General features: G+C 71.5%; 18 protein-coding genes. 8 read left to right on the top strand and 10 right to left on the bottom strand.

Annotation, left to right across the window (positions count from 1 at the left end; genetic code table 11):
- Window positions 1-27 precede the first annotated feature (27 nt).
- Window positions 28-1,422 carry an FAD-dependent oxidoreductase gene (locus ACZ7OH_RS45605; protein WP_470286623.1) on the top strand — a complete coding sequence of 465 codons (1,395 nt, stop codon included), beginning with the start codon at window positions 28-30 and terminating at the stop codon, window positions 1,420-1,422.
- A gap of 6 nt (window positions 1,423-1,428) precedes the next feature.
- The gene (locus ACZ7OH_RS45600) at window positions 1,429-2,613 is read left to right on the top strand and encodes an epoxide hydrolase family protein (protein WP_470286622.1); all 1,185 of its coding nucleotides are present in this window, start codon (window positions 1,429-1,431) and stop codon (window positions 2,611-2,613) included.
- A 418-nt stretch (window positions 2,614-3,031) separates the two neighbouring features.
- Here ACZ7OH_RS45600 and ACZ7OH_RS45595 read toward each other — a convergent pair whose 3' ends face one another.
- Both ACZ7OH_RS45595 and ACZ7OH_RS45590 read right to left on the bottom strand, forming a co-directional pair.
- Complete coding sequence (locus ACZ7OH_RS45595) at window positions 3,032-4,552, bottom strand: methyltransferase domain-containing protein (protein ID WP_470286621.1); 1,521 nt, start codon at window positions 4,550-4,552, stop codon at window positions 3,032-3,034.
- A gap of 29 nt (window positions 4,553-4,581) precedes the next feature.
- Window positions 4,582-5,313: a DUF2306 domain-containing protein gene (locus tag ACZ7OH_RS45590; RefSeq protein WP_470286620.1), complete on the bottom strand. Its 732-nt coding sequence runs from the start codon at window positions 5,311-5,313 to the stop codon at window positions 4,582-4,584.
- Between the two features lie 238 nt (window positions 5,314-5,551).
- Between ACZ7OH_RS45590 and ACZ7OH_RS45585 the strand changes: the two genes are divergently transcribed.
- The 4 genes from ACZ7OH_RS45585 to ACZ7OH_RS45570 all read left to right on the top strand — a co-directional run bounded on the left by ACZ7OH_RS45585 (window position 5,552) and on the right by ACZ7OH_RS45570 (window position 11,168).
- A complete protein-coding gene (locus ACZ7OH_RS45585; protein WP_470286619.1) occupies window positions 5,552-7,063 on the top strand; it encodes a multicopper oxidase family protein in 1,512 nt (503 codons plus the stop codon).
- A 65-nt stretch (window positions 7,064-7,128) separates the two neighbouring features.
- Window positions 7,129-8,703 (top strand): 4-hydroxyphenylacetate 3-hydroxylase family protein, encoded by a 1,575-nt coding sequence (locus ACZ7OH_RS45580; RefSeq protein ID WP_470286618.1) that lies wholly within the window; start codon window positions 7,129-7,131, stop codon window positions 8,701-8,703.
- A 22-nt stretch (window positions 8,704-8,725) separates the two neighbouring features.
- Entirely contained in the window at window positions 8,726-9,499 is a 774-nt protein-coding gene (locus ACZ7OH_RS45575; protein ID WP_400904156.1) for an SDR family oxidoreductase, read from the top strand.
- Window positions 9,500-9,581: 82 nt separating this feature from the next.
- Window positions 9,582-11,168, top strand: a complete 1,587-nt coding sequence (locus ACZ7OH_RS45570; RefSeq protein ID WP_470286617.1) for an outer membrane protein assembly factor BamB family protein — start codon at window positions 9,582-9,584, stop codon at window positions 11,166-11,168.
- A 62-nt stretch (window positions 11,169-11,230) separates the two neighbouring features.
- Here the strand turns inward: ACZ7OH_RS45570 and aroF are convergent, their stop codons facing one another.
- Window positions 11,231-12,265, bottom strand: coding sequence for a 3-deoxy-7-phosphoheptulonate synthase (gene aroF / locus ACZ7OH_RS45565; protein WP_470286616.1), 1,035 nt, complete (start codon window positions 12,263-12,265; stop codon window positions 11,231-11,233).
- Window positions 12,266-12,522: 257 nt separating this feature from the next.
- Here aroF and ACZ7OH_RS45560 point away from each other — a divergent pair, with 257 nt between their 5' ends.
- Complete coding sequence (locus ACZ7OH_RS45560; RefSeq protein ID WP_470286615.1) at window positions 12,523-12,942, top strand: SgcJ/EcaC family oxidoreductase; 420 nt, start codon at window positions 12,523-12,525, stop codon at window positions 12,940-12,942.
- A 53-nt stretch (window positions 12,943-12,995) separates the two neighbouring features.
- Here the strand turns inward: ACZ7OH_RS45560 and ACZ7OH_RS45555 are convergent, their stop codons facing one another.
- The 6 genes from ACZ7OH_RS45555 to ACZ7OH_RS45530 all read right to left on the bottom strand — a co-directional run bounded on the left by ACZ7OH_RS45555 (window position 12,996) and on the right by ACZ7OH_RS45530 (window position 16,671).
- On the bottom strand, window positions 12,996-13,544 hold the full coding sequence (locus tag ACZ7OH_RS45555) for a carboxymuconolactone decarboxylase family protein (RefSeq protein WP_400904148.1): 549 nt from the start codon (window positions 13,542-13,544) through the stop codon (window positions 12,996-12,998).
- On the bottom strand, window positions 13,516-13,983 hold the full coding sequence (locus ACZ7OH_RS45550) for a DUF6187 family protein (RefSeq protein WP_470286614.1): 468 nt from the start codon (window positions 13,981-13,983) through the stop codon (window positions 13,516-13,518). The genes ACZ7OH_RS45555 and ACZ7OH_RS45550 overlap by 29 nt, the downstream gene beginning before the upstream one ends.
- Entirely contained in the window at window positions 13,976-15,304 is a 1,329-nt protein-coding gene (locus ACZ7OH_RS45545) for an FAD-dependent oxidoreductase (protein WP_470286613.1), read from the bottom strand. The genes ACZ7OH_RS45550 and ACZ7OH_RS45545 overlap by 8 nt, the downstream gene beginning before the upstream one ends.
- Window positions 15,305-15,323: 19 nt before the next feature.
- Window positions 15,324-15,800, bottom strand: coding sequence for a DUF6423 family protein (locus ACZ7OH_RS45540; RefSeq protein WP_348957008.1), 477 nt, complete (start codon window positions 15,798-15,800; stop codon window positions 15,324-15,326).
- A gap of 265 nt (window positions 15,801-16,065) precedes the next feature.
- The gene (locus ACZ7OH_RS45535; RefSeq protein ID WP_400904144.1) at window positions 16,066-16,416 is read right to left on the bottom strand and encodes a DUF6235 family protein; all 351 of its coding nucleotides are present in this window, start codon (window positions 16,414-16,416) and stop codon (window positions 16,066-16,068) included.
- Between the two features lie 129 nt (window positions 16,417-16,545).
- Window positions 16,546-16,671 carry a hypothetical protein gene (locus ACZ7OH_RS45530; RefSeq protein ID WP_470286612.1) on the bottom strand — a complete coding sequence of 42 codons (126 nt, stop codon included), beginning with the start codon at window positions 16,669-16,671 and terminating at the stop codon, window positions 16,546-16,548.
- Between the two features lie 135 nt (window positions 16,672-16,806).
- Between ACZ7OH_RS45530 and ACZ7OH_RS45525 the strand changes: the two genes are divergently transcribed.
- Window positions 16,807-17,019: a hypothetical protein gene (locus ACZ7OH_RS45525; protein WP_400904141.1), complete on the top strand. Its 213-nt coding sequence runs from the start codon at window positions 16,807-16,809 to the stop codon at window positions 17,017-17,019.
- A gap of 569 nt (window positions 17,020-17,588) precedes the next feature.
- Here ACZ7OH_RS45525 and ACZ7OH_RS45520 read toward each other — a convergent pair.
- Window positions 17,589-17,783, bottom strand: a complete 195-nt coding sequence (locus ACZ7OH_RS45520) for an acyl-CoA carboxylase subunit epsilon (RefSeq protein WP_470286611.1) — start codon at window positions 17,781-17,783, stop codon at window positions 17,589-17,591.
- Between the last annotated feature and the right edge of the window lie 11 nt (window positions 17,784-17,794).

Here is a 17,794-nt window from a genome sequence, read left to right as displayed (position 1 = left end):
GCTACGTTGCCGCGGGAGGTGACCGCGATGGCCGCACCCGCGGGTGACCGCGCAGTCGTCCTCGGTGCGAGCATGGCCGGCCTCCTGGCCGCCCGCGTGCTCTCCGAGACCTACGCCGAAGTGGTCCTCGTCGACCGCGACAAGCTGACCGGCGAGACCACCTACCGCCGCGGGGTGCCCCACGGCAGGCACGCGCACGGCCTGGTGGCCCGCGGGCAGCAGATCCTCGAGGGCCACTTCCCCGGCCTCAAGGACGAGCTGTCCGAGGCCGGGGTCAAGTGCGGGGACTTCAGCTCCGACGTCCACTGGATCTTCAACGGGCGGCGGATGAAGCCGGCACCGTCCGGTTTGGACTGCGTCCCCGCGATCCGGCCGCTGCTGGAGTACCACGTGCGCAAGCGCGTGCAGGCGATCCCGAACGTCGTCTTCCTGGACCGCCACGACATCCTCGGGCTTGAGTCCACGGAGGACGGCAGCCGGATCACCGGCGCGCGCGTGCAGGCGCACGGCGGCGACGGCCCGACGGTGTTCCACGCCGACCTCGTCGTCGACACCACCGGCAAGGGCTCGCGCACGCCGCTGTGGCTGGCCGAGCTGGGCTACGACAAGCCGGTGGAGGAGCGCGTCAAGATCGACCTCGCCTACACCACGCGCCACTACCGGCTGCCGGCCGACCCGTTCGGCACGGACCTGGCGATCATCCCGGCGGCGACGCCGGAGACCCCGCGCGGCGCGTTCTTCCACCGGATGCCCGGCGGCGACGGGCGCGTCGAGCTGTCGCTCACCGGCGTCCTCGGCGACCACCCGCCGACCGACGCCGAGGGCTTCACCGCGTACGTCAAGTCGTTGCCCATCCCGGACATCCACGACGCCATCTCGACCGGCGTGCCACTGGACGACCCGGTGACGTTCCGGTACCCGGCGAGCATCTGGAAGCACTACGAGAAGCTGCGCCGGTTCCCCGCCGGGCTGCTCGTGATGGGCGACGCGGTGTGCAGCTTCAACCCGATCTACGCGCAGGGCATGACGGTCGCCGCGCTCGAGTCGCTGGTGCTGCAGCAGCACCTGCGGCGCGACCCGGTGCCGGCCGCGCGGCCGTTCTTCAAGGAGATCGCGAAGAAGATCGCGGGCGCGTGGTCGGTGTCGGCGGGCGGCGACATGGGGTACGCCGGCGCGGAGGGCCGCAAGGGGCTGATGACCGACTTCGTCAACCGCTACGTCGCGCGGCTGCAGGAGGCGGCGGTCGAGGACTCGGTGCTCACCAACGCGTTCATCCGCGTGGCCGGGCTGATCGACCCGCCGCAGTCGCTCCTGAAGCCGAAGTACGCGCTGCGGGTGCTCCGGCACCGCCGGCGCCCGCAAGCCGTCCTCCCGCCCGCGGCCGAGCCGCCGGCCCCCCAGGCCCGCGACCTCGCGGCCTGACCGACGATGCCAGACAAGGATGGGGAACCAGTGGCCGAGATCAGACCGTTCAAGATCGACATCCCGCAGGACGCGCTCGACGACCTGCACCGGCGGATCGACGACACGCGCTGGCCGTCGGAGCTGCCGGGCGTCGGCTGGGACCGCGGTGTCCCGGTCGGCTACCTGAAGGAGCTGACGAAGTACTGGCGCCACGATTTCGACTGGCGTCTGGCCGAGCAGCGGCTCAACGACATCCCGCAGTTCATGACGACGATCGACGGCGTCAACGTGCACTTCCTGCACGCCCGCTCGCCGGAGCCGAACGCGCGCGCGCTGATCATCACGCACGGCTGGCCGGGCTCGGTGGCCGAGTTCCTCGACGTCGTCGGCCCGCTGACCAACCCGGCGGCGTACGGCGGCGACCCGGCGGACGCGTTCCACGTCGTCATCCCGTCGGTGCCGGGCTACGGCTTCTCGGGCCCGACGGGCGCGATCGGCTGGGACGTGCCGCGGATCTCCCGGGCGTGGGCGAAGCTGATGCGCGCGCTGGGCTACCACCGCTACATCGCCCAGGGCGGCGACTGGGGCATGCCGATCTCGCTGCACCTGGGTCTCGCCGACCCGGCGCACGTGGCGGGCGTGCACGTCAACATGTTCGTGACGTTCCCCCCGGACGACCCGGCGGCGTTCGCCGGCCTCGACCACGCCGAGCGCGCGCGCCTGGAGTTCGCGGCCCACTTCGAGCAGGACAAGGCGGGCTGGCGGCACATCCAGTCGACCCGGCCGCAGACGCTGTCGTACGCGCTGACGGACTCCCCGGTCGGGCAGCTGGCGTGGATCGTCGAGAAGTTCAAGGAGTGGACGGACTCGGACAACGTCCCCGAGGACGCGGTGGACCGAGACCTGCTGCTGACGATCGTCTCGATCTACTGGCTGACGGCGACGGCGGGCTCCAGCGCCCAGCTGTACTACGAGTCCAACCGGCTGGACTTCGCGAAGACGTGGGGCGGCCCGTGGGACCTGGCGGCCCCGGTCGGGGTGGCGTACTTCCCGGCCGACGCGGTGCGGCCGGTGCGACGGTTCGCGGAGTCGATCCTGCCGACGCTGAGCCGCTGGACGGAGTTCGACCGCGGCGGCCACTTCGCGACGATGGAGCAGCCGGATCTGCTGGTGGACGACTTGCGGGCGTTCGCTCGCACGTTGGGCTGAGTCTGGTTTGGATGGGGCCTTCCCGCCTTGCGGTGGGAGGGCCCCTTTCGCTTGCTCGGGTCTGGGGTGGGCGGCTCGCCCGGATCTGCTCGGGCTCGCACCGTCGGCGGATGTCTTGAATGAGTCGTTCAAGACCGCCCGACGAGCTTGCGACCCCGCCAAAGCGATCCCGTCGGCGCTCGACCACCAGAGCCGGCTCGAGACAGCACCCGGCCAACTGCCCACCCCAGCAAAGCGCGGGGGCGTTCCCGCGGCGGGAACACCCCCCGCGCGCGCTAGGCCCTGGGTGGACCCGCTCCCGCGTCTGCCCGGCTTCGCACCCGGCGCCGAACGTCTTGAATGAGTCATTCAAGACCACCCGGAACGCCGAAAGGCCCCCTGCCACCGAAGCGGCAGGGGGCCTCCGAGATCTCCGAATCTAAGCCGGCTTCTCCGCCGTCACGAAGATGAACGAGCCCGGGCCCGACTCGTCCCGCACCACCAGCCCGGCCGCCTCCACCCACGACCGCACCAAAGCCCTGCTGAACAACGGCATCCCGCCGTCGGGGAACCCCGGACCGCGGAACGTCGACTGGTAATAAGCCAGCACCGGGTCCTCAGCCGAACCGAACGTCAGCAGCGTGAACGTCCCTCCCCGCTTCAGCACCCGGCCGGCTTCGGCGATCGCCTGGGCCGGGTCCGGCATCGCCTGCAGCGCGTTCCAGCAGTTGACCCCGCCGAACGACGCGTCCGCGAACGGGAGGTCGAGCGCCGACGCCTGGACCGCGCACACCTCCGGCAGCCTTCCGCGCAGCCAGCTCAGCATCGTCGGGTTCAGGTCCAGCGCCACCAGGCGGTCCGGGCCCAGGAGCTCGGCCAGCACCGCCGTCCAGCGGCCCGCGCCCGCCGCCAGGTCGAGGACCGTGCCGTCCACCGAGCTCAACCGGGCGGCCAAGTACTCGTCCTCGTCCGCCGGCGTGACCTGGCCGCCCCAGTTCGTGCCCATCAGGCGCAGGAAGCCCGGCCGCAGCACCTCTTCGTAGTACAGGCCGATGCTGTTCATCGCCGCCGCGTTGCTCAGGACGTCGTCCGGGTCGTCGGCCGCGACCGGGCGGGTCGGGTCGGCGGTGAAGTCCAGCACGCCCCGGGCCAGCGGGTACGTTCCCGGGCAGACCGGGCAGTGCGCGCCCGAGGGCCGGGCCGCAAGCGGTCCGTGGCACACCGGGCAGCGCAGCACCGGCGCGTGCCGCGTGATCCCCGCCAGGCCGTCGTCCGACGCCTCGACCGGGACGGCGGCGCGCAGCGGGTTCGTGTCCGCCGCCACCACCGGCGTGCCGGCCAGCTGCGCCCAGTAGGCGTGCGCGCCGGCGTAGCCCAGCACCATCTTCGTGTCGCCGTCCCAGGTCGCCTTCGCCTGCGCGTCGGGCAGCTCGGCGACCCAGCGGCGGTCGAACTCGCGCTCGGCGTCGGTCAGCGCCCACTCCGCCGGTGACGGCCAGACCCGGCCGAGCACCAGGTTCTCCCGGTCGTACGGCTCGAGGCAGCGCTCGAGGCGGCTGCGGTCCTCGGCCGTCAGGTTCCGGTGCGCGACGGCCGCGAGGATCCGCTCCGAGTCGGCCGGGAAGTGCGCCACCAGGTACAGCAGACCCAGCGCAACCGGCTCGCCGTCGGCGTGGCGGTCCAGGACGTCGAGGTAGGTGTCCAGGCCCTTGGCGACCTGCGTGAAGACCTCGGTGCCGAGCCCGTGCTCCTCGGCCAGCAGCCCGAGCAGCACCGCTAGCCGGCCCGCGCGGGCGTCATCGGCCACCGCGAGCAGGTCGACGAACTCCGGGACGAGGTCGGCGGCGAGGGCAGCGTCGTGCCACACGCGCGCGGTGAGGTCCGCGAACTCGGCGTCGAGCCGGTCCGGGTCCGCGGCCGCGAACCCGGCGAGCGCCGCCGGGACGTCGGGGTTGGTCATGTGCGTCCTTTCACCGAGGGGCGGGAAGGTCAGGCCGCGGCGCGCAGCGTCTCCGGCTGCCCGCGCCGCGCCTTCTTGCGCGAACCGCGCTCCCACGCCCACTGCGCGACGAGCACGTTGAGCACCCACAGCCACGACGACAGCTCGAGGAACACCATGATGTCGATCTGCACGCCGATCCGGACGCCGAACAGCGGTAGCACCAGACCCAGCACCCGGCCCCACGACGTGCCGAGCGCGAGCGCGAAGCTGTAGTACATCCAGCGGCGGTGTTCGGCGTAGCGGTGCTTGCTCTGCTTGCGGAACCCGACGAGCGTCACCGCGATCCAGCCGACGGACATGGCGAACAGGCCGACGCCGCCGGTCGGGGCGGCCGAGAACGGCAGCAGCACCAGGCCGAGCAGGGCGCTCGGCAGCACGCCACCGTAGAGGTAGACGTAGCCGCTGATCTTGTGCACCTTGCGGTTGCGCCCGCGCAGCGCCGGCATCACCTGCAGCAGCAACGTGATCATCGCGATGTTGCCGAAGATCGCGTGCAGCGCGACGGTCGGGAAGTGCAGCGCGAAGCCCGGGTCCGGCGGGATCCGCGACTGCGCCGGGTCGAAGCTGAGGTAGCGCGGCAACGCGTAGAGCGCGTTGAACACGACCAGGGCCAGCGTCGCGAGGACCCACGGGTTGAGCACGGTGCGGCGCCACGAGAGCGCGGACTTGCCGCGGGTCGGGAGTTTCCGGACGGAATCGCCGGCCAGGTTCTGCGTCACGACGGATTCCTGCCTTCCTACTTGAAGATCCACTGTGGATCGGCGGAGCGACCGCCGGGCGCGGAGTACCCGAGGAGCGTCACACCGGCGCGCCGCGGCGGGCACCTCCCGACGTGCGATGTTCCTTCGTGCCAGGGAATTCCACTGCGCACGGCGCGAGAAGTACCCCGGGCGCACCGGTGCGAGGATCGGGCAGGCCGAGACCTCGACGTCCGCACGCCACTGGGGAGAACCAAGAATGCTGAACAGAAGACGCATGCTCGCGCTGGGCGGCCTGACCGTCGGCGGCGCGGTCGGCGGGCTGTTGCTGCCCAAGGGATCCCCGGGTGGCACCACCGCGGCACCCGCGGTGACCGACGCGGTGCGCCCGCTGACCCAGCACAAGATGGACGGCATGCCGATGGGCGGGCTCGACGTCTCCGGTCCGTCGGCCGAGTCGCTCGCCGCGGTCGCGCCGCCGGTCACGCCGTTCTCCGTGCCGATGCCGGTCCCGGCCCAGCTGCGCCCCTACCTGCGCGACGCGGCCGCCGACTACTACCGCTTGAGCGTCCAGCCTTCCGACGTCGAGATCTTCCCGGGCCTGCGCACGCCGGCACTCACCTACGGCGGCACGTTCCCCGGCCCGACGATCCGCGCGCGCACCGGCCGGACGACCAAGGTCACCATCACCAACCGGCTCGCCGACGACACCAACGTGCACCTGCACGGCGGGCACACGCCGGTCGCCAGCGACGGCTACCCGATGGACGTCATCGCGCCCGGGCAGGCCTACACCTACGAATACCCGAACAACCAGCAGGGCGCGACGCTCTGGTACCACGACCACGTGATGGGCCTCGAGTCCGACCACGTCTACCGCGGGCTGCACGGGTTCTACCTCATCGACGACCCCGCCGAGGCGTCGCTCGGGCTGCCCTCGGGCGAGTTCGACGTGCCGATCATGCTGCGCGACGCGCACTTCGACGAGAAGGGCGCGTTCGTCTTCGACATCCCGCGCGGCACGATCCTGGCCAACGGCAAGGTCCAGCCGTACTTCCAGGTGGCCGCGCGCAAGTACCGCTTCCGGCTGCTGAACGGCGCCAACGAGCGGATGCTGCAGCTCAACCTCGGCGGCGCGCCGCTGCTCCGGATCGCCTCCGACGGCGGGCTGCTGCCGGCTCCCGTGGCGGAAACCGAGCTGTCGCTGGCTTCGGCCGAGCGCACCGAGTTCGTCGTGGACTTCTCGCGCTACAAGGTCGGCACGCAGCTGGTGCTCTCGGACGCGACCGCGGGCCCGGTGCTGCGCTTCGACGTCGTGCGCCCCGCGCCGGACTTCAGCCGCGTGCCGGACCGGCTGCGCGCGCTGCCCGCGTTGACGAAGGCGAGCGTCACCCGCGAGCTGGTGCTGAGCTTCGACCTCACCGGCGTCCCGCTGGGCCTGATCAACGGCAAGCCGTTCGACCCCAACCGGATCGACTTCCAGGTCAAGCGGGGCAGCACGGAGATCTGGAAGATCACCAACGGCGACACCGCGCACCCGATCGACCACACCTTCCACTGCCACCTGGTGCAGTTCCGGGTCCTCGAACGCGAGGGCGCGCCGCTGCTGCCGCAGGACGCCGGCCGCAAGGACACCGTGTTCCTCGGGTCGGGCAAGTCGGTCACCGTCCAGGCCACCTTCACCGACTTCCTCGGGAAGTACCTGTACCACTGCCATTTCCTCGAGCACTCCACCAGCGGGATGATGGGGCAGTTCGAGATCGTCGCCTGACGGTCCCGGAAACCCCCGTCGCGCAACGCATTCCGACTCCGCCACGAGAAGAGGGTCCAGCCGCGATGGTCGATCAGCAGGGCACCGAGACGGGTTCCGCGAACCAGGCCGCCACCCGTCCGCTGACCGGTGCCGAGTACGTGGAGAGCCTGCGCGACGGCCGGGAGATCTACCTCTACGGCGAACGGATCAAGGATCCGGTGGCGCACCCGGCGTTCCACAACCCGATCCGGATGACCGCGCGGCTGTACGACGCGCTGCACGACCCGAAGCACCAGGACGTCCTCACCAAGCCGGTCGACGGCGGCGGCACGGGGTACACGCACCGGTTCTTCACCACGCCGAAGACGGTCGAGGACCTCGTCGGGGACCAGAAGGCGATCGCCGCGTGGGCGCGGATGAGCTACGGCTGGATGGGCCGCAGCCCGGACTACAAGGCGTCCTTCCTCGGCACGCTGGGCGCGAACGCGGACTTCTACGGGGAGTTCGCGCCCAACGCCCGCCGCTGGTACCGGGAGTCGCAGGAGAAGGTGCTCTTCTGGAACCACGCGATCGTGCACCCGCCGGTCGACCGGAGCCGGCCGCCGGACGAGGTGTCCGACGTCTTCGTGCACGTCGAGCGCGAGACCGACTCGGGCGTGATCGTCAGCGGCGCCAAGGTGGTCGCGACCGGGTCGGCGCTGACGCACTACAACTTCATCGCCCACTACGGCCTGCCGATCAAGCGCAAGGAGTTCGCGCTCGTCGCCACCGTGCCGATGGACGCGCCGGGCATGAAGCTCATCTGCCGCCCGTCCTACACGCAGGCGGCGGCCACGATGGGGCGCCCGTTCGACTACCCGCTCTCCTCGCGGCTGGACGAGAACGACACGATCCTGGTGCTGGACAAGGTGCTGATCCCCTGGGAGAACATCTTCGTCTACGGCGACATCGGCAAGGTGCGGCTGTTCTCCGGGCAGTCCGGGTTCATCGAGCGCTTCACCTTCCACGGCTGCACGCGGCTGGCGGTCAAGCTCGAGTTCATCGCCGGGCTGCTGCTCAAGGCGCTGGAGATCACCGGCACCAAGGACTTCCGCGGCGTGCAGGCCCGCGCCGGCGAGGTGCTGGCCTGGCGCAACCTGTTCTGGGCGCTGTCGGACGCGTCCGCTCGCAACCCGGTTGAGTGGAAGAACGGCGCGCTGCTGCCGAACCCGCAGTACGGGCTGGCCTACCGCTGGTTCATGCAGCTGGGCTACCCGCGCATCCGCGAGATCATCCTGCAGGACGTGGCGAGCGGGCTGATCTACGTCAACTCCGGCGCGGACGACTTCGCCAACCCCGACGTCCGGCCCTACCTCGACAAGTACCTGCGCGGCTCGGACGGCGTCGAGGCGGTCGACCGGACCAAGCTGATGAAGCTGCTGTGGGACGCGGTCGGCACCGAGTTCGGCGGCCGCCACGAGCTCTACGAGCGCAACTACGCCGGCAACCACGAGAACACCCGGGTGGAACTGCTGTTCTCGCAGCTCGCCGGCGGCGAGGTCGACGACTACAAGTCCTTTGTGGACGAGTGCATGAACGAGTACGACCTGGACGGCTGGACGGTCCCGGACCTGTCGTCCTTCGACGAGCTGCGCCGGCCGAAGCCGTTCGCCGCCTGACCCTCGATCCAAGGAGCCCAGAGTGCTGGAGAACAAAGTCGTCGTCGTGTCCGGCGTGGGGCCCGGTCTCGGCCGGTCGCTCGCGGTGCGCAGCGCCGCCAACGGCGCGGACGTCGTGCTGGCCGCGCGCAACGAAGAGCGGCTCGCCGAAGTCGCCCGCGAGGTCGAAGGGCTGGGCCGCAAGGCGCTCGTCGTGCCGACCGACATCACCGACGAAGCCTCGGCGCAGCACCTGGCCGACACCGCGCTCGAGACGTTCGGCCGGGTCGACGCGCTGGTGAACAACGCGTTCGCGGTGCCGCCGATGACGCCGCTGACCAGCGTCGACGTCGCCGACATCCGGCCCGGCTTCGAGACCAACGTCTTCGCGGCGCTGCGGCTGAGCCGGCTGTTCGCGCCGTCGCTGGCGGAGAACAAGGGCGCGATCGTGATGATCAGCTCGGTGGTCATCCGGCACTCGAAGCCGCCGTTCGGCGTCTACAAGATGGCCAAGGCCGCGCTGGTTTCCCTGGCGCAGAGCCTGTCCTCGGAGCTCGGCCCGCAGGGCGTCCGGGTCAACACCGTCACGCCCGGCTACATCTGGGCGGACGCGCTGAAGGGCGGCTTCGCGTACATGGCCGAGCAGCGCGGTGTCCCCGCGCAGCAGGTCTATGACGAGGTCGCCGCCAACCTCGACCTGCGCCGGCTCGCGCTGCCCGACGAGGTCGCGAACGCCGTGCTGTTCCTGCTGTCCGACCTGGCGAGCGCGATCACCGGCCAGAACCTCGACGTCAACGGCGGCGAGTTCCACCACTGAGTTCCCGCACTGAAGTTCCCGAAAAACGCACGAACCGCGCCCGATCCCCCGAACGACCGGGCGCGGACGTAAGGAGGCAACGGTGTCCGACACCGACATCCGGCCGGTCCGCAAGCTCCGGCGCAGGCGCCTGCGCACCGGGCTCGCCCTCGTCGCGCTCGCGGTGGTGTCCGGGATCGCCGGCACCGAGCCGACGGCGGCCGCGGACCGGCTCTCTTCGGAGAGCCTGGCCGCCTGGGGAGGCCGGCCGAGCCAGCCCTGGCTGGGGCACAACTACGACCTGGCCAACACCCGGGCGACCACGCGCACCGCGATCAACTCGCGCAACGTGGGCGACCTGAAGGTCAAGTGGCGCTACCCGCTTTCGGGCACGCCGACCTTCGCCGGGCTGATGGCGAGCAACCCGATCGTCGTCGACGGGGTGACCTACTTCGCCGACCTCAACTCCAACGTCTACGCGCTGGACTCGAAGACCGGCCGCGAGCTGTGGAAGCGGACGTTCGGCGACCCGAACGTCGGGCCCAACGGCGTCGCCTACGGCAAGGGCCTGATCGTCGCGACGACGTTCACCGGCGTCTTCGCCCTCGACGCCCGCACCGGCAAGACGGTGTGGACGCGGGAGCTGATCAACTCCGGCAAGGGCGGTGTCGACGTGGCCCCGCAGGTCTACGGCGACACGGTCGTGGTCAGCACGGCGCCGTCGACCTGGACCGAGTACGTGCCCGGCTCGATGGGCATCGTGTACGCGCTGAACGTCCGCACCGGCGCGGTGCAGTGGGAGTTCAACACGGTCAAGGACGGCGACCTCTGGGGCCATCCGGAGATCAACAGCGGCGGCGGCCTCTGGTACCCGCCCGCGATCGACGACGAGGGCCGCATCTTCCTCACCGTCGGCAACCCGGCGCCGTACCCGGGCACGCCCGAGTACCCCAACGGCAGCAGCCGGCCGGGCCCGGACCTGTACACCAACTCACTGGTCACCTTGGACGCCCACACCGGGAAGCTCCTGTGGTATCAGCAGGTCCTGCCGCACGACGTCCGCGACTACGACCTGCAGGATTCGCCCGTGGTCACGAAGGTGCGGCTGCAGGGCAAGCTGACCGAGGTGGTCATCGCCGCGGGCAAGATGGGCTCGGTGCACGCCTACCGGGCGTCGGACGGCAAGCCGCTGTGGTCGCTGCCGGTCGGCAAGCACCTCAACGACACCGGCCCGCTGCCGGTCGAGGTCACCGAGGTCTACCCCGGCACGTTCGGCGGGGTGGAGACGCCGATGGCGGTGTCCGACGGCACGCTGTTCGTCCCGTGGGTCGACCTGGCGACGCACCTGAGCGCGATCAAGCCGCTGCAGGCGTGGCCGGACCTGGCCTCGGGCAAGGGCGGCCTGCTGGCGGTCGACGTCGCGACCGGCCGGGTCAAGTGGACCCAGCCGCTGCCCCAGATGGCGTTCGGCGCGGCGACGGTGACGAACGACGTGGTGTTCACGAGCACGTTCGACGGAACGGTGTACGCGTTCGACGTTCGCAGCGGCAAGCAGCTGTGGACGACGAAGACGGGCGCGGGCATCAACTCGTTCCCGGCGATCGACGGCAACACGGTGATCGTGACGGCGGCGGCCCCGGGCTTCACGGCGCACCCGGTGCCCGAGGTGATCGCGTACTCGCTCCCCTGATCCCCCGCCTCGATGAGAACGGCCCCCGGTGCACGCACCGGGGGCCGTTCTCTTTGGGTCCTTCAGCCGGCCAGCAGGCGACGGTGCCACCACGTCGACGGGCGGCGGCCGACCACCGCCGTCAGGTCGTCCAGCTCCGCCGACAGCCGCTGCAGGTCCTCGGTCACCAGCGCCTGCGGGCCGTCGCACAGGGCCTGCTCCGGGTGCGGGTGCACGTCCACCAGCACGCCGTCCGCCCCCACCGCGATCGCCGCGCGGGACAGCGGCAGCACCAGGTCCCGGCGACCGCCCGAGTGGGACGGGTCGATCATCACCGGCAGGTGCGACAGCCGCTGGACCACCGGGACCGCCGAGATGTCGAGCGTGTTGCGCGTCGCCGTCTCGAACGTGCGGATGCCGCGCTCGCACAGGACGATGTCGAGGTTGCCGCGCTGGGCGATGTACTCCGCCGCCATCAGCCACTCCTCGATCGTCGCGTTCATGCCGCGCTTGAGCAGCACCGGCTTGCCCGCCTCGCCCGCCGCCTGCAGCAGCCCGAAGTTCGACATGTTCCGGGTGCCGATCTGCAGCATGTCGGCGTACCGCGCGACCATCTCGACGTCGTGCGCGGCGACCACCTCGGTGACCACCGGCAGGCCGGTCTCGGCGCGGACGTCGGCCAGGATCTTCAGGCCCAGCTCGCCGAGACCCTGGAAGGCGTACGGGGACGTGCGCGGCTTGTACGCGCCGCCGCGCAGGAGGACCGCGCCGGCGGACTGGGCCATCCGCGCCGCTTCCAGGGTCTGCTCCTGCGTCTCCACCGCGCACGGCCCCGCGATCAGCGTGACCGTGTCCGGGCCGATCGGCACCCCGCCGACGTACACAGTGGACCGTTCGGCGTGGTGCTCCCGGCTGACCAGCTTGTACTTGGCGGAGATCCGCGTGACGCTCTGCACGCCGGGCAGGCCGCCGAGGTTGAGCGTCTCGAACCGGTCGACGTCGCCGACCAGGCCGATGATCACCCGGCTCACCCCGCGGCTGACGAAGGCTTCCCCGCCGGCCGATTCCACCCGCTCCACGACCGCCTCGACGTCCTCGGCCGTGGCGTGCGTGGCCATGACGATCACCATGAGTCAGACCCCTTCAGCGTTCCGGGCCGTGCTCGGCCGGCGGGCGCCGGTCGTGGTCCCGGTCACTTCATGATCCGGCCTGCCCGCGCATAGCCACGTCTCCACGGTTGCGCACCCGCTCCCGTGCCCTCTTGCCCGGAACCCTTGACGCGCAACGGTTTCTCGCAACCGGCAGGTAGTCCGGCGGGGACCGCGGCACCTACTCTCGAAGGACTCGCGCCCACCGAGGGAGAGGGAATCCCGGTATGTCCACCAGCAATGGCACGTCCACCGTGGCCACCGAACAGGCCGCCGTCGCCGCCGTCCCGCAGCGGATCGTCGCGGCGTGGGCGGAAAACGACGCCGAGGCCTTCGCGAAGGCTTTCACCGAAGACGGCACCATGGCCCTCCCCGGCGGCGTCTTCGTCAAGGGCCGGGACGGCATCAAGGCGTTCATGGGCGCCGGCTACGCCGGCCCGTACAAGGGCACGCGCGTCTTCGGCGAGCCCGTCGACCTGAAGTTCCTGGGCAAGGAGGCGGCCGTCGTCATCACCCTCGGCGGCGTCCTCGCCCCGGGCGAGACCGAAGTCAGCCCGGCCCGCCAGGTGCGCGCCATCTGGGTGCTGGCCAAGCAGGACGGCGAATGGCTGATCGCCGCCTACCAGAACACCCCGATCGAGAACTGAACGCGCCGGAGGCCACCGGGACCGCGGTCCCGGTGGCCTCCGTCGTGTCCGGGTCAGGCGTCGGCGAGCAGGCCCGCCAGGCCCGCGTAGCCGCCTTCCTTCAGGCGCTCCCCCGACGTCACCGTGTAGGCCGCGTCGGCTTCGATGCCGAGCCCCTCGACCATCCGGTTCATGAAGTTGAACAGCGCGCAGACCAGGACGGCGTCGTGCAGCGCGCGCTCGTCCCAGCCGGCCGCGAACACGGCTTCGGCGTCGGCCTCGGTCATCCGCGACGGCGTCCGCGTCAGCTTGCCGACGTAGGCGAGCACCGGCTTGAGCTTCTCCTCGACCGGCGCCGAGTCCAGGTCGGCGACCGCCGCGGCGAGCACGCCTTCGGGGACGCCGAACGCTTCCGCCGTCACCGTGTGGATGCCGTGGCAGTAGCCGCAGGCGTTGACCCCCGACACGTACGCCGCGATCATCTCGCGCTCGCCGGGCGTGAACGGGGACTCGCCGCGCAGCAGCTCCTCGTGGAAGGCCAGCAGGTGCTTGGCGGGACCCGGGTAGGCCCGGAAGACCTGCAGCAGCGTCGTCTCAGCCGGCAGGGACTTCAGGTACGACATCGAAGGGTTCCTTTCCGTCCGCCAGCCCGGCGGCCAGCTGGTCGACCTCGGTGCCGCGCAGCGCGCACGCGGTCAGGTACGCGATCGTGCCGGCGCCGGCGCCGGGCACCGCCGCCGCGACGAGGTCCAGCCGGCGCTCCCACTCCCGCCGCAGCGAACCCGGCGACGACGTCGACGGCGGGTCGCCGACCTGGTCGCGCAGGGCCAGCCAGTGCTCGCGGCCGGACTCCAGCAGGCCGCCGAGGCCGAACCGGGCCGAGCCGTGCCGGGCCTGGTCGACCACCTGCGTGACCAGGGCCGGGTCGTCGGCGAGCCGGGCGAGCGCGAGGCCGGCGAGCAGCCGGTCGGCGTCCAGGCCCAGCAGGATGATCCCGGCCTCGGTCGCGCCCGGGGCGTCGACGTCCGGGAGCGCGAACCGTGAATCGTGGCGCTCAGACACCGACGACCGCCTCGGCCGGCGCGGTGGCCACACCGCGCAGCTGGGCGGCGATCGCCGCGGCGACCCGGGTGGTGGCGACGCGGTGGCCGTCGATGTTGCGGGCGGCCGGGCCGAGCACCATGCCCGCGGCGGCCCCGACCACCGAAACGCGCGGCTCGCGGCGGTAGGACAGCGTGCGCTCGTCCAGAAACGGCCAGCCGTCGCGGGCCTCGACGAGCTCGTCGGGCAGCAGGCCGGTGCCGATCGACGGCGTCGTGCCCAGCGCGAGCACGACGTGGTCGCCCGCGACCCGCCGGCCGCTTTCCAGCCGCAGCACCACGCTCCCGCCGACCGCGGGCGCGATCTCCTTGACCGCTTCGCCGCGGTGCACGACCAGCCGGCCTTCGGCCTCGGCGCGCTCGAGCAGCGGCCGGAACTCGAACATGATCGACGCGCGCCGGAACCGGCCCATCAGCTCGAGCCGCTCGGCCCAGCCGACGCCGTCGAAGCGCTTGCGGCCCTCCGGCCGGAAGAAGGTGGAGTTGACGTCCGCGCACTGGTAGCGCTCGCCGGTCTCGCGCACCACCCAGTGCACCTCGCGCCCGGCTTCGAGGGCGCCGGTGATCAGGTGGGCGGCGGTGAGCCCGGCGCCGACGACCACCTGGGAGCGCGCGCCCGCCGGCACCGATTCGTCCCAAAAGGACACTCCGCGCGGCGGGTGGCCGCCGCCCCACCAGGTTTCCGGCGCGGGCCGGCGTTCCTCGCCGGGGCACAGCACGACGTGGCGGGCGGCGACGGAGAAGCGGTCGGTGTGCACGGTGACGGCTCCGGGGGTGGGCGCGACCTCGCGCACGGTCGCCTGCCAGGTCTTCTCCCCCACGTGGTGGGTGGTGACCAGGTGCGCGCAGTAGGCGTCGAAGACGTCGACCGGGACGACCGAGCGGTGCCCGGACTGCGACATCCGGATCTCGCGGCGCTCGGTGGGCGTCAGCCGGCCCCAGTGCAGCCGCGCGAAGTCGAGCAGCTCGCAGTCGCGGAAGCCCTCGACGCCGGGGTGGTGCTCGTAGGGCGAGCGCAGCACGCGCTGGCCCAGCAGGTCGATCCGGCCGAAGAACCGCCCGCACGGCCGCCCGGTGCGGTCCACGACGACGACGTCGGGCACGCCGTGGTGCCACAGGGCGGAGGCGACGGCGAGGCCGGCCGGGCCGGCCCCGACGATCACGACGTCCGCGGCCGGCGCGGGCGACGCCCCCCGCGCCGGGGACGGTGGCGCGGGCGGGCGGGGCCAGGCGCGGCCACGCGGCGAGTCGAGCAGGTGCGGCTCCGGTACGAACGTGATCACTGCTCGCCCCGCCGCCGGCTCAGAGCACCGTGACGGGGACGATCAGCTCCACGACCGGCCGCTGGCTCATCCCGTTGGTGACGAGCTCGTCCAGCGTCTGCTGGGACTGCTCGGCGCTGTCGGTGGCGATCGGGCTGTAGCGCGAGTAGAAGTACGTCGGCTTGCGGCCGCTGGTCTCCATCGAGTACGTCTTCAGGACGGTCTCGCCGGGGCGGACCTCGCCGTCGTAGAAGGTGAGGCGGCGCTGGTCGGGCGTCATGAAGCTCTTGGAGAACTGCGGCGACATCAGCATTTCGTCGTCGAGGAACGTGGAGTCCTCGTCCATGACGGCCTGCATCGCGACCCAGGTCTGGTCGGTGAGGTTGGTTTCGGCCTTGATGACCTGCCAGCGGCCGGGCTCGGGGAGGTTGACGCTCACCGAGACGTCGTGGTCGGTGGTGTCGATGGCCCCGGTGATCATGAGCACCCGGCGGCCGACGTCGGCGGTCCCGGTCATCTGGACGTCCCGGGCGCGTACCCGGCTGGAAACGTCGAGTCCTGGCAATTCGGGTGAAGACATGGTGCAGCCTCCTACGTTTACCCACCCCAGAAATAGCGGCCTGACCAGCGAACACGCAAAGGCTTTCACATCGCCGGAGACACTGTCAAGGTGAGGAATGCACGTCCGGGAAGTCGATAATCGGCGGCCGATCAGCGGAAGTACCGGCACCCGGGTGCGGAACGCGGATTGGGCCGTTCAGCTCAGCACTTTCGAAGAGCAATCACTCCGGGCTGGACGTCTCCTGAGGTGCGGCGGCGGCATCGACCCCGTCTTCGACCGTTCCGACATAGCGGATTTCGAAGGCGGAATCGGCGCGCTGCACCATCACTTTCATGACCAGCCCCGGTTTCACCATGACGATGAAATTGCCGGGATCGCGGGGGTCGCCGAAAATGTCGTAAACGAGAAAAGCGGAGCCGTCACCGACGGCGAACAAGGCTTCGTAGACGACGTTCCGCTCCGCCTGCGACGCCGTCTCGGCCCAGCTTTCGAGGACCTCGAGGCCCGCCGTGAGCTGGAGGCGCATTGCCATCCGCCGGCCTCCCAACCGAACGTCGCAGATCGCCGTCACGCATGGGCCACCGTGCTGCGGTGACACTCCGGCCCGAACACCATCGATTCTCCTGGGCGGACGGCGCGGTGCTCATCTCCGAGCGTGCGCTCCGGCACCGTCCGTGTCCGGCGCCGGAGCTCCCGCGGCTCAGTTGTAGCCGAGCACGATATGGTCTTCGACCTCCGGTTCGAGTGCTTCGACGAGCCGGAGACCACGGGGTTCCTCGGCGGGTGGCGGGGTCCAGTCGTCGGCCGGGACCGCTGCTGCTGTCATGGCGTTCCTCCGTGCTTTTCGGTGTGGATCCACCATGCGCCACGGGTGTCGAGGATCGGACGTGCGCAGCTTTTGAGTGGTCGGGATAGGGGTCCGGGAGGTGCACTGGGAGTGACTCGAGGGCGAGGTTGTGGCATGGCGGAAGAACAAGGGTTCCTCGGCGGCGCGGCCGACCGGCAGCGCACGTGCGCGGTGTGCGGAGCGGAGTTCAGGCGCGGCGAGCGCACGGAGGTGGAAGCGTTTTCGGACGGCGCGGTGCGGTATGTGGCCGTGCACCCGGGACACACGACGCACTCACCGAGCCGGGAACGGGCGGCGGAGCGAAGGTTGCGGGGCCAGGCGGCTTGAGGGCGGCGCGGGCTTGCCCCGGCCGGCGGTTTGGCGCGGCTTTCCTCGGCGACGCCCCGAACCCGCGGGTACGCCCGGCTCGCCGACCACTCCGGCAGCCCCGCACCCTCTGCGGCGACCGCGCGGGGCATGGGGGCAGGATCGGCCGCCATCCCACAGGCGGCGAAACCTTGCCCTCCAGCCACCGCCAGCAGCCCGGCCACGCGCCGATTCGACCGACTACCGCGCCAACGCCCCACCGCGCGGGGCGCGGGCGAGGCAGGCGCCGGGCGCCGGCCGCGCCGAGCGCCGAGGCAGGATCGGCCGCCACCCCACAGGCGGCGAAAGCTTGCCCTCCAGCCACCGCCAACACCCGCCGCGCACCGATTCGACCGACTACCCCGCTAACGCCCCGCCCCGCCCCGCGGGGCGCGGGGCGCGGGGCGCGCCGCGGGGCGCGGGGCGCCGAGCGCCGAACGCCGAGCGCCGAACGCCGAACGCCGAGCGCCGAGCGCCGAGGCAGGATCGGCCGCCGCCGGCACTTCGCGGCGCGCCGGTTCGTCATGCCGGTGAACCCGGAAGCACCTACCTCAGTGCGGCAATCCCGACAGCCGCCAAGCCCCCACCGCGGCCCGCACCTCCCGGCCCCGCCACGCCGGGTCCCCCCACACCGACGGCCGCGGCGTCGCCTCCGGCGGGCGGACCGCCGAAAGCGAAAGCACCGCCACCAACGCCGCCAGCTCGCAGTCGTCCGGCGTGCCCCTGACCACGCGGATCGCGGACATCCGGAACCACC

The organism is Amycolatopsis sp. NPDC114478 (assembly GCF_055633805.1).
This window is presented reverse-complemented; position numbering and strand designations above follow the sequence as displayed.

Bases quoted from the DNA above. Each gene is read 5' to 3' on its own strand.
- ACZ7OH_RS45605 (WP_470286623.1), top strand. From the start codon at position 28: ATGGCCGCACCCGCGGGTGACCGCGCAGTCGTCCTCGGTGCGAGCATG.
- ACZ7OH_RS45600 (WP_470286622.1), top strand. From the start codon at position 1,429: ATGCCAGACAAGGATGGGGAACCAGTGGCCGAGATCAGACCGTTCAAG.
- ACZ7OH_RS45595 (WP_470286621.1), bottom strand. From the start codon at position 4,552: ATGACCAACCCCGACGTCCCGGCGGCGCTCGCCGGGTTCGCGGCCGCG.
- ACZ7OH_RS45585 (WP_470286619.1), top strand. From the start codon at position 5,552: ATGCTGAACAGAAGACGCATGCTCGCGCTGGGCGGCCTGACCGTCGGC.
- ACZ7OH_RS45580 (WP_470286618.1), top strand. From the start codon at position 7,129: ATGGTCGATCAGCAGGGCACCGAGACGGGTTCCGCGAACCAGGCCGCC.
- aroF (WP_470286616.1), bottom strand. From the start codon at position 12,265: ATGGCCACGCACGCCACGGCCGAGGACGTCGAGGCGGTCGTGGAGCGG.
- ACZ7OH_RS45560 (WP_470286615.1), top strand. From the start codon at position 12,523: ATGTCCACCAGCAATGGCACGTCCACCGTGGCCACCGAACAGGCCGCC.
- ACZ7OH_RS45555 (WP_400904148.1), bottom strand. From the start codon at position 13,544: ATGTCGTACCTGAAGTCCCTGCCGGCTGAGACGACGCTGCTGCAGGTC.
- ACZ7OH_RS45540 (WP_348957008.1), bottom strand. From the start codon at position 15,800: ATGACCGGGACCGCCGACGTCGGCCGCCGGGTGCTCATGATCACCGGG.
- ACZ7OH_RS45530 (WP_470286612.1), bottom strand. From the start codon at position 16,671: ATGACAGCAGCAGCGGTCCCGGCCGACGACTGGACCCCGCCACCCGCC.
- ACZ7OH_RS45525 (WP_400904141.1), top strand. From the start codon at position 16,807: ATGGCGGAAGAACAAGGGTTCCTCGGCGGCGCGGCCGACCGGCAGCGC.
- ACZ7OH_RS45520 (WP_470286611.1), bottom strand. From the start codon at position 17,783: ATGTCCGCGATCCGCGTGGTCAGGGGCACGCCGGACGACTGCGAGCTG.